The sequence below is a fragment of the Chitinophaga pinensis DSM 2588 genome (assembly GCF_000024005.1).
GTDB classification, from domain to species: domain Bacteria; phylum Bacteroidota; class Bacteroidia; order Chitinophagales; family Chitinophagaceae; genus Chitinophaga; species Chitinophaga pinensis.
Genome location: NC_013132.1, coordinates 2,041,353 through 2,055,039, shown reverse-complemented (window position 1 = coordinate 2,055,039; position 13,687 = coordinate 2,041,353). Strand labels below are relative to the sequence as shown.

Below are 13,687 nucleotides of genomic sequence, written 5' to 3'. Positions count from 1 at the left end.
AATTCACATGTAATTCAGTGCGCGGGTCATAGACTAGTCCATGGACCGTGTCTGACTATCTAAAGCCTAAGGCCCATAGTCCCAGGCGGCTGCCAGGGACTATGGACCATCACTTATGGACAAATATTAATCAAATTTCAAATCCAGACCCAGACCGCGAAGTTCATGTATCAATACATTGAAGGACTCCGGTACGCCTGCTTTTGGTATGTTATCGCCTTTAACGATAGACTCATATGCTTTGGCACGGCCTACAATGTCATCAGACTTAATGGTTAACAGTTCCTGCAGGATATTGGATGCACCATATGCTTCCAGTGCCCACACCTCCATCTCACCAAAACGCTGACCACCGAACTGCGCCTTACCACCCAACGGCTGTTGTGTAATGAGACTGTACGGTCCGATAGAACGGGCGTGCATTTTGTCATCAACCATGTGGCTCAGTTTCAGCATGTAGATAACACCCACGGTAGCTTTCTGGTGGAAACGCTCACCGGTTTCGCCATCATACAGATAAGTATGGCCAAAGCTTGGTAAACCAGCTTCGTCGATATATTCAGCTATTTCTTCAGTAGTAGCACCGTCGAAGATAGGTGTCGCAAATCTTACACCCAGTTTCAGACCAGCCCAACCCAGTACAGTTTCGTAAATCTGACCAAGGTTCATACGGGAAGGTACGCCCAATGGGTTCAGTACGATATCTACCGGTGTACCGTCTTCCAGGAATGGCATATCTTCATCACGAACGATCTTCGCAACGATACCCTTGTTACCGTGACGACCCGCCATCTTATCACCCACTTTCAGCTTACGTTTGCTAGCCAGGTAAACCTTAGCCAGTTTCAGTACGCCAGCTGGTAACTCATCACCAATTGAGATGTTGAACTTCTCACGTTTGTAACGTCCGAGTTCTTCATTGTACTTGATGTTGTAGTTGTGCAACAGTGTGTTGATCTGATCGTTGGTTACCTCGTCGGTAGTCCAGCCGAGCGGATTCACGTTCTGGAAGTCGATGTTCGCCAGGTTCTTGGAAGAGAATTTAGATCCTTTGGAGATCAGTACTTCACCGTAAGTGTTGGTGATACCCTGAGAAGTTTTATCCTTCAGGAGTGTCAGCAATTTACCCATGAGTACTTCCAGCAGGTCTTCTTCATTCTTCTGGTGTACTTTTTCCAGTTTCTCCAGCGCCGCTTTTTCACGGGTCTTAGAGTTTTTATCTTTCTTAGCGCGGCTGAACAATTTCTTGTCGATTACCACACCTTCTGTGCTTGGAGGTGCCTTCAGGGATGCATCTTTCGCATCAGAAGCCTTGTCACCGAAGATCGCACGGAGCAGTTTTTCTTCAGGAGAAGGATCAGATTCACCACGAGGAGTGATCTTACCGATCAGGATGTCACCTTCTTTGATGTGTGCACCAACACGGATGATACCGTTCTGATCCAGATCTTTCGTTGCTTCCTCACTTACGTTTGGAATATCTGGTGTCAGTTCTTCTTCACCCAGTTTAGTATCACGTACTTCCAGTTCGTATTCATCGATGTGGATAGAGGTGAAGAGGTCTTCACGTCCTACACGCTCAGAGATTACGATCGCATCCTCGAAGTTGTAACCTTTCCATGGCATGAACGCCACTTTCATGTTACGACCCAGTGCCAATTCACCACCACGTGTAGCGTAACCTTCTGTCAGGAAGTCGCCAAACACGAGCTGCTGCCCTTTCTTCACTGCTGGACGCAGGTTGATACAGGTGCTCTGGTTGGTTTTAACGAATTTGGTCAGCTGGTATATTTTCAGGTCATCCTCAAAGGAAACCAGTTTCTGCATTTCATCACGCTCGTAACGAACATGAATTTCGTTTGCATCCACGAATTCAACCACACCTTTACCTTCAGAAGTGATCTGCAGACGGGAGTCGCGTGCAGCCTTTCCTTCCAGACCAGTACCTACGATAGGCACCTGTGGGTTGATCAATGGTACTGCCTGACGTTGCATGTTCGATCCCATCAACGCACGGTTGGCGTCATCATGCTCGAGGAACGGAATCAGGGAAGCACTCAGACCTACGATCTGGTTAGGTGCAACGTCCATGTATTCCACTTCTTCTCTGTCCAGGATAGGGAAGTCACCGGTTTCACGGGATTTCACCTTATCATTTACAAAGTGACCTTCTTCATCGAGTGGTGCGTTCGCCTGTGCGATCTTCACGGAATCTTCTTCTTCAGCGCTCAGGAATCGTACATTATCCATGTCTACTTTACCTTCATTCACCTTACGGTAAGGTGTTTCGATAAAGCCCATGTCGTTTACTTTCGCGTGTACGCAAAGAGTAGAGATCAGACCGATGTTCGGACCTTCCGGTGTTTCGATCGTACAGAGACGGCCGTAGTGGCTATAGTGTACGTCACGCACCTCGAAACCTGCTCTTTCACGGCTAAGACCGCCGGGACCGAGGGCGGAGATACGACGCTTGTGCGTGATCTCAGACAGCGGGTTAGTCTGATCCAGGAACTGGCTCAGCTGGCTGGTACCGAAGAAGGAGTTGATTACAGAAGAAAGTGTTCTTGCATTGATCAGATCTACCGGCGTAAATACCTCGTTATCGCGAACGTTCATTCTCTCACGGATGGTACGGGCCATACGAGCCAGACCAACACCAAACTGCGCATATAACTGTTCGCCCACGGTACGCACCCTACGGTTACTCAGGTGATCGATATCATCGATCTCCGCTTTACTGTTGGTGAGCTGTACCAGGTACTTAATGATCGCGATGATGTCTTCTTTGGTCAACACTTTCATGTTGAGAGGCGTAGGCAGACCGAGTTTTCTGTTGATCTTATAACGACCAACATCCCCGAGGTCATAACGCTTGTCAGAGAAGAACAATTTATCGATGATACCCCTTGCTGTTTCATCATCCGGCGCATCGGCACCACGCAATTGGCGGTAGATGTGCTGAACAGCTTCCAGTTCGGAGTTAGATGTATCTTTATTTAAAGTATTGTAGATAATTGAGAAGTCGCCGCTCACCTCTTCTTTCTGCACGAACACACTTTTCACGCCCATATCCACGATGGTTTCGATATTCGCTTCATCGAGGATACTATCACGCTCAAGCATGATCTCATTACGTTCAATGCTCACCACCTCACCGGTATCTTCATCTACGAAATCTTCCACCCAGCTTCTGAGTACACGTGCACCCAGCTTCTTACCGGCGTATTTTTCCAGGCTCTTCTTATCTGCTTTCACCTCGTCAGCCATTCCGAAGAGCTGGAGGATATCTTTATCTGTCTCGTAGCCGATCGCACGCAGAAGGGTAGTTACAGGGAACTTCTTCTTACGGTCGATGTAAGCGTACATTACATTGTTAATGTCGGTTGCAAACTCCATCCAGGCCCCTTTGAACGGAATCACCCTTGCAGAGTAGATTTTCGTACCGTTTGGATGTATGGATTGTCCGAAGAATACACCAGGAGAACGGTGGAGCTGCGATACTACCACGCGCTCTGCGCCGTTAATCACGAATGTACCTCTAGGCGTCATGTAGGGTATATTCCCGAGGAATACATCCTGCACAATCGTCTGGAAGTCAACGTGTTCCTCATCGTTACAGCTCAGGCGCAATTTAGCCTTCAGCGGTACAGAATAGGTAAGCCCACGTTCAATACATTCCTCTATCGTATATCGCGGAGGGTCTACAAAGTAGTCCAGAAACTCCAGATTGAAGATATTGCGGGTATCTGTAATCGGGAAGTTCTCCTTGAATACTTTAAAAAGGCCTTCATTGTTACGTTTGTCTGGTGTGGTTTCTAACTGGAAGAAATCCTTGAAAGATTGGATTTGGATAGCCAACAGATCCGGTGTCTCAGTAACTTGTTTGATCTTTCCAAAATTTACTCTTTCGTTTGCTTGGGCTTTTTTTAGAGACATATTCGAAGTTAGCAGTTATATTAACTTATATAATATTGTGAAGTAAATCACAACATGAATCGGGGAAATTAAGACATCTTTGTCAAATACCCTCAAAATTTCTGTCTTCGCTTGTTGTGTCAGATCCACCGACCTGGTGATTCCCTCTTATTGACGCTCCAAAAAGACACTTTCCCAAAGGGAAGAAGGCCAAAAGTGCCAGAAGCACTTTTGACCTTTATAAAGAGGTATCTTTAAGCAAAGATTACTGAATTTCAACTTCAGCACCAGCTTCTGTCAGCTTAGCTTTCAGATCTTCTGCTTCAGCTTTGGAAACGCCTTCTTTCAGTGACTTAGGAGCACCGTCTACCAGTTCCTTAGCTTCTTTCAGACCAAGACCAGTCAGGTCTTTAACGATCTTAACTACGTTCAGTTTGCTAGCACCTGCATTTTTCAGGATAACGTTGAAGGCAGTTTTTTCTTCAGCAGCAGCTGCGCCACTACCGTTGTCACCAGAAACTACAACTGCAGCAGCAGCTGGTTCGATGCCATATTCGCTTTTCAGAAAATCTGCGAGTTCCTGAACTTCCTTAACAGTTAAACCTACTAATTGTTCGGCTAATGCTTTAACGTCTGCCATTGTATAGTGTTTTTAAGAATTTTAAGTATTGTAATTATTTATATTGTGACTTGGAAGCCATTGTTGTTATTTAAGCCGGTAAGGGCTTTTAGCTGATTACTCAGCAGCAGGTGCTTCAACTTCTGCACCAGCGCCTTCTTTCTTAGCTTTTTCAAGCAAGCCAGAGAGTACGCGTTTTGCAGGAGATTGCAACAGACCAATAACGTCTCCGATGAGTTCGTTTTTGGTTTTGATTTTAACCAGGTTAGCCAGTTGAGCGTCGCCAGTGTAAATTTCATCACCTACGAAAGCAGCTTTCAGCTCAGGTTTCTCAGTTTTCTTGTTTTCTTTACGGAAAGCAGAAATGATCAGAGCAGGCTCTTTCGGGCTGTCAGAGAACATCAGGGCAGTTACACCGTTCAGTGCATCATAGATACCTGTATATTTCTCAGCATCCAGAGATTCCAGCGCCTTGCGGATCAGGGTGTTTTTAGCCACCTTCATTTCCACGTTCTTGTCGAAACAAACCCTTCTCAGGTTGTTCACCTGTGCAACGGTCAGAGACTCGGTGTTGGTGATGTAGAAGTTGTTATATTGAGAGAACTTACCTTTCAGCAGTTCAATCACTTCATTTTTTTGATCTTTGTTCATAGCTTTTTGTCAGTTTGTTGATCTGCCAACCGGCCAATCATTAGTTTTGAACTGATTTTGTGTCAACTGTAATGCTCGGGCTCATTGTGCTCGCCATTGACAGTCCTTTCAGGTAAGTACCTTTCGCTGTAGCTGGTTTCAGCTTGATGATAGCGTTGATCAGCTCCTGGGAGTTCTGCTCAAGTTTATCAGAAGCGAAAGAAACGCGACCAATAGAAGCGTGAATGATACCTGCCTTATCCACTTTAAAGGTGATTTTACCACCTTTAACCTCATTAACAGCTGCCGCTACATCATTAGTAACAGTACCTGTTTTAGGGTTAGGCATCAGGTTACGAGGCCCCAGGATCTTACCCAGTTTACCGATCTTCGGCATTACAGCAGGCGTAGCTACGATAACGTCGATATCAGTCCAACCAGCTTCGATTTTCTGGATAAACTCGTCCAGACCAACATGATCAGCACCAGCCTCTTTTGCAGCAGCTTCTTTATCAGGAGTGCAAAGAACCAGTACACGTTTAGTTTTACCAGTACCGTGGGGAAGCGTTACGGAACCACGGATAGCCTGGTCTGCTTTCTTGGGATCAACGCCCAGACGGATATGAATATCGACAGAACTGTCGAATTTGGTGCAGTTAATATCTTTTACAAGTGCGGAAGCTTCTTTCAGGCTGTAAACCTTGTTTTTGTCCACCTTTGTATCGGCTGCTTTTCTTTTCTTAGTTGCCATTGCAAAATGTTTTAAAAGTTAACCTGCTTGTACAGGGTGACACAATTAGTTACTCCAAGGAGCGTTACCTTCAACAGTAATACCCATAGAACGGGCAGTACCAGCGACCATTTTCATAGCGCTTTCTTTGGTGAAGCAGTTCAGGTCAGGCATCTTGTCTGTCGCGATTGCTTCTACCTGTGCCCAGGTAACTTTACCCACCTTGTTACGGTTAGGTTCTTTAGAACCACTCTGCAATTTGGCAGCTTCCAGCAGCTGTACAGCAGCAGGAGGCGTCTTGATTACGAAATCAAATGATTTGTCAGTGTAAACTGTCAGCAACACAGGCAATACCTTACCCATTTTATCCTGAGTACGGGCATTGAACTGCTTACAGAACTCCATGATGTTCACACCTTTGGAACCCAGCGCTGGACCAATTGGAGGAGCCGGGTTGGCCGCGCCACCCTTTACCTGCAATTTCACGTACGTAGCGATCTCTTTTGCCATGTTATAAAGTTTAATTTGGTTAGAACGTCTCGTTTCTGGCGAAACTCCCAAAACTAAAAGGAGAAAATTTACCTTTTAAAGGGGATGCAAAGGTATACAATAATGTATTAAATCTCAAAAAGAATTTGCTTTCGGGCATTCTTTTTGCTATTATAATCAGTTCGGGGTAAAAATTTTACAATTCTATAACAAAACTATTTTATCTTAACCCTGTTCGGTAAAAACCAGAGGGCAGCATTCCGTCTTAATGGTTAGCAACAAATCTAATTTAATTTAATGGAATTCCCATCCATGTCGTCTTATAAAATAAAGATTTTCTGAACAGCTTGCCGGTCCTGATATATTTCTCCACAAAAGCCTGTTCCTCCTCCACTCTCTTCTGTAATACCGACAACGACTCCTCCAGCTCCGTAATGTTATGCTTCAGCGAAGGCTCCTCCCTGTTCAATCCCGCCAGCCCCTGCTTACTCTCCGACAATTTCTTACTGATCGCATCCACCATTTGCTTTATTGCCTGATCCGCCTTCGCCGGCTTAAACTGGTTATTCTTGAACTGCACATATTCATTAAACAGGTTTACCGCCCTGTTATACCTGCTGCTACTCGCGTTGAATTCATCCACCGCCCTGTTCTGCGCCACCACCTTCCGGTTATCCGCAATAAACGTTACCAGGTTCTTATAATATACCAGCTCGTGACTGATCATCTGATTGGTAATTCCCATCCCCTCTATCCTGTTAATCACCAGCTGGTATTTCAACAGATCATCTTTCATCGTGTTATAAGTCTCCAGCGAGTCCTTATAATGAAAGATACTTCTGCCTGCCGCAGCCGTCCAGCTGTTATCTCTGAACTCTTCATTCCGTACCGGATGCTCCAGTAACTGCCACAGCGGGTCAAAAGGCATGTGTGTTCTGATAAACGCAGCAGGCGCCACCAGGAAATAGCTGTCTACCGGCTTGCGGACGAACTTATTATTATTCACCACACCAGCCCCCCAGGTCGGATCGCTCATATACCACACACTGTCTGGCTTTACCGCTACCCACGCATGACTCGCATTATCTATCCTTCCCTGTGTTTTGGTATAACCGCCGATCAACTGTACAGGAATACCTGCTTCTTTACAAGTCAGATAATAAAGGTTTGCATACCCCTGGCAAACTCCGGTCCTGGTAGCCAATGTCTTATTGGCTGCATCAAGGGTATCTTTATAATAACCGGGATTGTACATGTTTGCTATATCATAACTGATATTCCATACGATCCAGCTATAGAGATGACGTACAAATTCTTTGTTAGAAGCAGTATGCGCTCTCAGGTACTGACTAAGTGCTGCAGGTGTACGACTATCTCCTTCCGGAATATTCAGTGAAGCAGATGCAGGGGGTTCAGTGCTGACTCTTTCTTTAGGCTGGGCGGATACGGAAACAGAAAATGATATAATAACAGCTAACAATAGGTATACAGATCTCATATATATAACGAAAGTAGTCACGAAGGTAGGGATAATCAATGATTTAGCGCCTTCAAACAGCAACCTTCTCCGTTTTTAAGCGTTATTTCTAAATAAAAAAACTCCACCAATTATGAGACGTCTATTGTTATTTTCAGCCTCAGCTATCGCCATCTGCCTTTCTCTCAACACGAAGGTACAGGCACAATCTGCCGAAGAAAAAGCCTGGATGGAATATATGAAGCCAGGCCCTGTTCACGAGATGATTGCAAAATCAGATGGTGATTGGACTTATGAAATGTCTATGTGGATGGACCCAAATCAGCCACCCACAAAAGGCAATGGTACAACCACCAACAAAATGGTCCTGGGTGGTCGCTACCAGGAATCTGTACACAAAAGCACAATCATGGGTATGCCATTCGAAGGACATGGACTGATGGCGTACGACAATGCAAAGAAAATATTTCAGAGTAGCTGGATTGACAACATGGGCACTGGTATCATGAACATGGAAGGTACCTGGGATGATGCCACCAAATCCATCACTTTCACGGGTAAAATGTATGAGCCTATGAGTGGCAAAGACATGGGCGTAAAAGAAATATTCAAGATTATTGATGACGACCATCACCATATGGAGATGTACATGGTGAATGATGGCAAAGAAGTGAAGACAATGGAAATCGACTTTACCAGAAAGAAATAACTGATCGGTTTATAGCAATAAAAAAACGCCTCGTTTAAAACGAGGCGTTTTTAATATGATTACTGAAATAGTTAGCTGATTTTTTCTACCTGCATGAAGTTCAGTTCTACAGGAGTTGCACGACCGAAGATCTTTACAGTTACTTTCAGTTTCTTCTTGTCTTCGATTACCTCTTCGATAATACCGTTGAAGTCGTTGAAAGGACCATCAATGATCTTGATTGTTTCACCAACGATGAAAGGTTCGCTCATGGTCAGTCCATTATCAGACATTTCATCTACTTTACCTAACATCTTGTTCACTTCAGCCTTACGGAGGGCGATTGGCTTATCTTTACCCAGGAAATGAATAACGCCTGATACGTTGCGGATGGATTGGATAACTTCGTCAGTCATTTTACCATCGATCGCTTCGATCATTACGTACCCTGGGTAGAAGTTTTTCTCGCGCATCACCTTTTTACCTGCCTGCACTTTGTAGACTTTCTCTACTGGTAAAAATATCTGGGTGATCACGTTACCCCAATCGGAGCGGCGTACTTCGATATCCAGGTATTCTTTAACCTTTTTCTCTTTACCACTCACTACGCGCAGAACGTACCACTTGGTGTCCTGGGTCGGAATGTTTGTTTCTTCTGCAGGGTTATTGGATGCATCGATCATTATGAAATTATTTTATAGCATTTTATAGTACTGAGTCATCACGAGATGCGATAGGGCATCCATACCCCAGACAAGCGCAGTGATAACTACAGTAGCGATTAATACGATCATTGTGGAAGACTGCAGTTCCTGCCATGTTGGCCAGGATACTTTATGCACCAGCTCGTGATAGGACTCCCGGAAGTATGCTCTAACCTTGTTCATTGGTTTTAAAAATTAACCGTTTGAAAACATGAAAGGTGAAAAGCCTTCACTTTTCACCATTTTTTAGCACGGGCACTAGGATTCGAACCCAGATCAAAGGTTTTGGAGACCTCTATTCTACCATTGAACTATGCCCGTGTATAAGACCATTAGCTTTTAGCCTAATGAAATCCGGAGAACAAATTTACAAAATTTAAATCTATTATCCAGCTGCAATTTACTAATTGCTAATGGCCTTTAATTATATCAAAGTGATTACTTGATGATTTCAGTAACCTGACCAGCACCTACGGTACGTCCACCTTCGCGGATAGCGAATTTCAGACCTTTTTCCATAGCGATTGGAGCGATCAGTTTAACGATCAGACCTACGTTATCACCAGGCATTACCATTTCAACACCAGCTGGTAATTCAACTTCACCTGTTACGTCAGTTGTACGGAAGTAGAACTGAGGACGGTATTTGTTGAAGAACGGAGTGTGACGGCCACCTTCTTCTTTGCTCAGTACGTATACTTCACATTTGAATTCAGTGTGCGGAGTGATGGAACCAGGTTTAACGATAACCATACCACGACGGATCTGAGATTTTTCAATACCGCGGAGGAGCAGACCAGCGTTGTCACCAGCTTCACCTTCATCCAGTAATTTTTTGAACATCTCAACACCAGTACATGTAGAAGTCAGTGGTTTTTCGATCAGACCAACGATTTCAACTGGCTCACCAACTTTAATCTTACCACGCTCGATACGACCTGTAGCAACAGTACCACGACCAGTGATAGAGAATACGTCTTCTACAGACATCAGGAACGGCAGATCAACCGGACGAGGAGGCAGTGGGATGTATTCATCTACTGCGTTCATCAGTTCATCAACTGCAGATACCCATTTTTCTTCACCAGCCAGAGCGCCGGTTGCAGAACCTTTGATGATTGGTGTGTTATCACCATCGTAGTTATATTTGCTCAGCAGTTCGCGGATTTCCAGTTCAACCAGTTCCAGCAGCTCAGGATCATCAACCAGGTCTACTTTGTTCATGAACACAACGATACGAGGAACGCCTACCTGACGAGCCAGGAGGATGTGTTCTTTAGTTTGTGGCATCGGACCATCTGTAGCGGCAACCACCAGGATAGCACCGTCCATCTGCGCAGCACCAGTGATCATGTTTTTCACATAGTCAGCGTGACCAGGACAGTCAACGTGCGCGTAGTGGCGGTTAGCTGTCTGATACTCAACGTGTGCTGTATTGATGGTAATACCTCTTTCTTTTTCTTCAGGAGCGGCATCGATCTCATCATAACCTTTCTTCTCTGCCAGACCTTTGCTTGCCAAAATGTTGGTAATGGCAGCAGTCAAGGTAGTCTTACCGTGGTCAACGTGGCCGATGGTACCAATGTTTACGTGGGGTTTATCCCGCTTAAAGGTTTCTTTTGCCATTGTATTTTTTTTAGATGGTTTGTAAAGATTGTATTGATAGTTGTTTTTAAAAAACGGTTTTACAAACTTGTATCGCTGATGAGAATTGAACCCACGACCTTCCCGGTATCGACCGGTACGCTCTGCCACTGAGCTACAACGAAATCCGGATCCCGGATGTTTGGAAATCCGTTGAGCTGTTGATGAGAATTGAACTCACGACCTCTTCCTTACCAAGGAAGTGCTCTACCCCTGAGCTACAACAGCATTGAAAATCTTATTAAGAACTTTCATCTCACATAATACTAATGAACAAAGTCCTTCAGTATTATTAGTGAGCGGGAGACGAGGTTCGAACCCGCGACCTACAGCTTGGAAGGCTGTCGCTCTACCAACTGAGCTACTCCCGCATATAATTATATAATGGTAAACATTAAAAAGAACTTCTCACCCTACACTTCCTCTCCTCTATTTATGGAGAACCTGCACTTAACAGACAAGTTCCGCCTTTGCGAGGGGCAAAGGCGGAACATTTGCGCTACGTGGGCAGGAGAGGATTCGAACCTCTGAAGTCGTAGACAGCGGATTTACAGTCCGCCCCATTTGGCCGCTCTGGAACCTGCCCATTTTTCCTTAAACTCCTTTCCCAAATCTCGTCCGTCCGGACCATTTTTGCTTCGGAATTTATCCGGAGCCAGCAGAGGGATTCGAACCCCCGACCCACTGATTACAAATCAGTAGCTCTGGCCAACTGAGCTATGCTGGCTTATCTTATATAAGAATCTTATAAATGATATCCGTTATAAGAGGGTGCAAAGATAGTTGATTTATTTTAACTTCCAAATCTTTTTTTATCTTTTTTTCAGCACCTGGATACAACCTTTTTGAGACTTGTATATTCGGCTAAAACACCCTACTGTAAAGAACTTTACTACCTTCGCCGATCCCTTTTTTCGATCGGGATGGCAAAGGTAGTAATCAGATATTTAATTCCAAAATATTTTTAAGATTTTATTGAAATTTTTTCTCTTTCGTTTTCTTAATCTGGTTAACAACCGAGTCAAAGGCGAGATCAAATGACTCCTCGAAAGATTTAGATTCGTGCTTTACAAATAAGTCTTGGCGCGGGATGTGGACTTTTATTTCGGCTATTTTATCCTTCACCTGATGAGCTATTCCATCAAGCTTTAAAAATACCTCCACGCTGATGATCCGATCATAAAAAGTGTTGAGTTTCTGAAGTTTTTTACTCACATGGTCAATCAATTTGGAGTCAGCGTCGAAGTGTACTGTTTGAATTTGAACGTTCATAGCACTAATTTTTAGTTTTAACAATCTTGTACATGCTCGTAACATTACGTCCATAGGCTTTCATTGCATTAATGGTCATGAATATCGACTAATGAAAAAAGTATACAAAGAACTCATTACTAATTTAATGAACTTTCAACTCTTTTGCATAACCATTTAGTAATATTTTGTTAAAGCTGCCCGAACTCCTCCTACTCTCCCTTAGGATGCGCTTTCCTGTACGCGTCCTTCAGCTTCTCAATACTGTTATGCGTATACACCTGCGTGGACGCCAGACTGGCATGCCCCAGCAACTCCTTCACTGCATTCAGGTCTGCACCATTGTTCGTAAGATGGGTGGCAAATGTATGCCGCAGTATATGCGGACTCCTGCGACTGATCGTCGTAATCTCGTGATCAGTGAGGTAACCTTTCACAACGTTATATACATAACGGGGGTATAACTTCTTTCCGCTACGGGGATTCACCAGCAAAACCTCCTTATCGGGCATCTCCAGCGCTTTATCGCGCATGACCCGGTATCCCTTTATTTCGTCCCGCAGATTTTTACTGATGGGAATAATACGCTCCTTATTCCCTTTTCCCAACACTTTCAATGTCAGATTGGAGATATCAACATGCCGCTCCTGTAAACCGATCAGCTCCGATAAACGTATGCCGGTATGATATAATAATTCAAATATCAACCGGTGCGTCTTGCCCTCCAGGTCATCCGCAAAAATCGGCCTGCCCTCCTGCCCACGGCGCATACTCCGGTTGTCCTCTACCGCTTCCATCCCCTTTTCATCAATAAACCCGGGCAACCGCTTCCCCGTTTTGGGCGCAGTCACTTTCGTCATCGGTGAAGTCACTACTACACCATGACGCATCGCATATTTGAAAAAAGATTTGAGCGTGGAGATCTTGCGGTTAACACTTTTAGCAACAATGCCCTCCTCCATCAGCCAGGCCAGCCAGGTACGGACATGCAAATGCGATATGCCCTGTAGGGACACATCGCCATATTGTGATCTGAGAAAAATAAAGAATTGTGTAAGATCCTGCTGATATGCAGTGAAAGTATGCGCAGAATAGCGCTTCTCCAGTTGAATATAAGCCAGAAATTGATTGGCTACCGGGTGTAAGACTTCACTCAAAATAAAAAAGTTGATGATTGTAAAGTTAAAACAAACCTTACAATCATCAGATATTTTGCGCGGGGAATTACTCCCGATAGAATCAATCTAATTTACCACTGGCCAACTGCTGTTTGTAAACAGCTTTCAGCACTTCAGTACGACGCTTAACGGATGGTTTTGTGAAAGACTGACGTGACCTGAGTTGAAGCAGGATGCGGGCTTTCTCAAATTTCTTTTTGTATTTTTTGAGCGCCTTGTCAATGTTTTCGCAATCTTTGGAATCGATGATCAACATAATTAATAGCCTTTTTTTTCAGGAAGGCAAAAGTAAAACATTCTTTTTAATTATCAAAATAATGTGAACCTACCCCTGTCATACCCGTATCCTCATTATTACTTAA

At 44.3% G+C, this 13,687-nt stretch carries 13 protein-coding genes and 5 tRNA genes; 1 reads left to right on the top strand and 17 read right to left on the bottom strand.

Translation table 11 applies throughout. The features are described 5' to 3' along the window. Positions 1-126 precede the first annotated feature (126 nt). The 6 genes from rpoB to CPIN_RS08585 form a co-directional block, all read right to left on the bottom strand. A complete protein-coding gene (rpoB, locus tag CPIN_RS08610) occupies positions 127-3,936 on the bottom strand; it encodes a DNA-directed RNA polymerase subunit beta (RefSeq protein WP_012789382.1) in 3,810 nt (1,269 codons plus the stop codon). A gap of 244 nt (positions 3,937-4,180) precedes the next feature. Then, positions 4,181-4,555 (bottom strand): 50S ribosomal protein L7/L12, encoded by a 375-nt coding sequence (rplL, locus tag CPIN_RS08605; RefSeq protein ID WP_012789381.1) that lies wholly within the window; start codon positions 4,553-4,555, stop codon positions 4,181-4,183. A 96-nt stretch (positions 4,556-4,651) separates the two neighbouring features. Continuing rightward, positions 4,652-5,185 carry a 50S ribosomal protein L10 gene (gene rplJ, locus CPIN_RS08600; RefSeq protein WP_012789380.1) on the bottom strand — a complete coding sequence of 178 codons (534 nt, stop codon included), beginning with the start codon at positions 5,183-5,185 and terminating at the stop codon, positions 4,652-4,654. A 40-nt stretch (positions 5,186-5,225) separates the two neighbouring features. Beyond that, on the bottom strand, positions 5,226-5,915 hold the full coding sequence (rplA, locus tag CPIN_RS08595) for a 50S ribosomal protein L1 (RefSeq protein ID WP_012789379.1): 690 nt from the start codon (positions 5,913-5,915) through the stop codon (positions 5,226-5,228). A 45-nt stretch (positions 5,916-5,960) separates the two neighbouring features. Next, positions 5,961-6,404, bottom strand: a complete 444-nt coding sequence (rplK, locus tag CPIN_RS08590) for a 50S ribosomal protein L11 (protein WP_012789378.1) — start codon at positions 6,402-6,404, stop codon at positions 5,961-5,963. 268 nt (positions 6,405-6,672) lie between these two features. Next, entirely contained in the window at positions 6,673-7,881 is a 1,209-nt protein-coding gene (locus tag CPIN_RS08585) for a transglutaminase domain-containing protein (protein WP_148230525.1), read from the bottom strand. A 112-nt stretch (positions 7,882-7,993) separates the two neighbouring features. On the opposite strand from CPIN_RS08585, the gene CPIN_RS08580 reads away from it, so the two are divergent. After that, on the top strand, positions 7,994-8,569 hold the full coding sequence (locus CPIN_RS08580) for a DUF1579 domain-containing protein (RefSeq protein WP_012789375.1): 576 nt from the start codon (positions 7,994-7,996) through the stop codon (positions 8,567-8,569). A gap of 71 nt (positions 8,570-8,640) precedes the next feature. Here CPIN_RS08580 and nusG read toward each other — a convergent pair whose 3' ends face one another. The 11 genes from nusG to rpsU all read right to left on the bottom strand — a co-directional run bounded on the left by nusG (position 8,641) and on the right by rpsU (position 13,581). Then, on the bottom strand, positions 8,641-9,231 hold the full coding sequence (gene nusG / locus CPIN_RS08575) for a transcription termination/antitermination protein NusG (protein WP_012789374.1): 591 nt from the start codon (positions 9,229-9,231) through the stop codon (positions 8,641-8,643). Between the two features lie 12 nt (positions 9,232-9,243). Then, the gene (gene secE, locus CPIN_RS08570) at positions 9,244-9,435 is read right to left on the bottom strand and encodes a preprotein translocase subunit SecE (RefSeq protein ID WP_012789373.1); all 192 of its coding nucleotides are present in this window, start codon (positions 9,433-9,435) and stop codon (positions 9,244-9,246) included. Positions 9,436-9,502: 67 nt separating this feature from the next. After that, a tRNA-Trp gene (locus CPIN_RS08565) sits at positions 9,503-9,573 on the bottom strand. Positions 9,574-9,690: 117 nt separating this feature from the next. Next, positions 9,691-10,878: an elongation factor Tu gene (tuf, locus tag CPIN_RS08560; RefSeq protein WP_012789372.1), complete on the bottom strand. Its 1,188-nt coding sequence runs from the start codon at positions 10,876-10,878 to the stop codon at positions 9,691-9,693. 174 nt (positions 10,879-11,052) lie between these two features. Further along, positions 11,053-11,124: transfer RNA gene (locus CPIN_RS08550), tRNA-Thr, on the bottom strand. Positions 11,125-11,194: 70 nt separating this feature from the next. Continuing rightward, positions 11,195-11,267: transfer RNA gene (locus CPIN_RS08545), tRNA-Gly, on the bottom strand. A gap of 133 nt (positions 11,268-11,400) precedes the next feature. After that, positions 11,401-11,482: transfer RNA gene (locus tag CPIN_RS08540), tRNA-Tyr, on the bottom strand. A 67-nt stretch (positions 11,483-11,549) separates the two neighbouring features. After that, a tRNA-Thr gene (locus CPIN_RS08535) sits at positions 11,550-11,623 on the bottom strand. Between the two features lie 245 nt (positions 11,624-11,868). Next, on the bottom strand, positions 11,869-12,168 hold the full coding sequence (hpf, locus tag CPIN_RS08530) for a ribosome hibernation-promoting factor, HPF/YfiA family (RefSeq protein WP_012789371.1): 300 nt from the start codon (positions 12,166-12,168) through the stop codon (positions 11,869-11,871). A 191-nt stretch (positions 12,169-12,359) separates the two neighbouring features. Further along, positions 12,360-13,304 (bottom strand): tyrosine-type recombinase/integrase, encoded by a 945-nt coding sequence (locus tag CPIN_RS08525; protein WP_012789370.1) that lies wholly within the window; start codon positions 13,302-13,304, stop codon positions 12,360-12,362. An 82-nt stretch (positions 13,305-13,386) separates the two neighbouring features. Continuing rightward, complete coding sequence (gene rpsU, locus CPIN_RS08520; protein WP_012789369.1) at positions 13,387-13,581, bottom strand: 30S ribosomal protein S21; 195 nt, start codon at positions 13,579-13,581, stop codon at positions 13,387-13,389. Positions 13,582-13,687 lie beyond the last annotated feature (106 nt).

Excerpts from the sequence above, each read along its gene's own strand:
- rplK (WP_012789378.1), bottom strand. The coding sequence starts at position 6,404 with ATGGCAAAAGAGATCGCTACGTACGTGAAATTGCAGGTAAAGGGTGGC.
- tuf (WP_012789372.1), bottom strand. The coding sequence starts at position 10,878 with ATGGCAAAAGAAACCTTTAAGCGGGATAAACCCCACGTAAACATTGGT.
- hpf (WP_012789371.1), bottom strand. The coding sequence starts at position 12,168 with ATGAACGTTCAAATTCAAACAGTACACTTCGACGCTGACTCCAAATTG.
- rpoB (WP_012789382.1), bottom strand. The coding sequence starts at position 3,936 with ATGTCTCTAAAAAAAGCCCAAGCAAACGAAAGAGTAAATTTTGGAAAG.
- nusG (WP_012789374.1), bottom strand. The coding sequence starts at position 9,231 with ATGATCGATGCATCCAATAACCCTGCAGAAGAAACAAACATTCCGACC.
- secE (WP_012789373.1), bottom strand. The coding sequence starts at position 9,435 with ATGAACAAGGTTAGAGCATACTTCCGGGAGTCCTATCACGAGCTGGTG.
- rplA (WP_012789379.1), bottom strand. The coding sequence starts at position 5,915 with ATGGCAACTAAGAAAAGAAAAGCAGCCGATACAAAGGTGGACAAAAAC.
- CPIN_RS08585 (WP_148230525.1), bottom strand. The coding sequence starts at position 7,881 with ATGAGATCTGTATACCTATTGTTAGCTGTTATTATATCATTTTCTGTT.
- rplL (WP_012789381.1), bottom strand. The coding sequence starts at position 4,555 with ATGGCAGACGTTAAAGCATTAGCCGAACAATTAGTAGGTTTAACTGTT.
- rpsU (WP_012789369.1), bottom strand. The coding sequence starts at position 13,581 with ATGTTGATCATCGATTCCAAAGATTGCGAAAACATTGACAAGGCGCTC.
- rplJ (WP_012789380.1), bottom strand. The coding sequence starts at position 5,185 with ATGAACAAAGATCAAAAAAATGAAGTGATTGAACTGCTGAAAGGTAAG.
- CPIN_RS08580 (WP_012789375.1), top strand. The coding sequence starts at position 7,994 with ATGAGACGTCTATTGTTATTTTCAGCCTCAGCTATCGCCATCTGCCTT.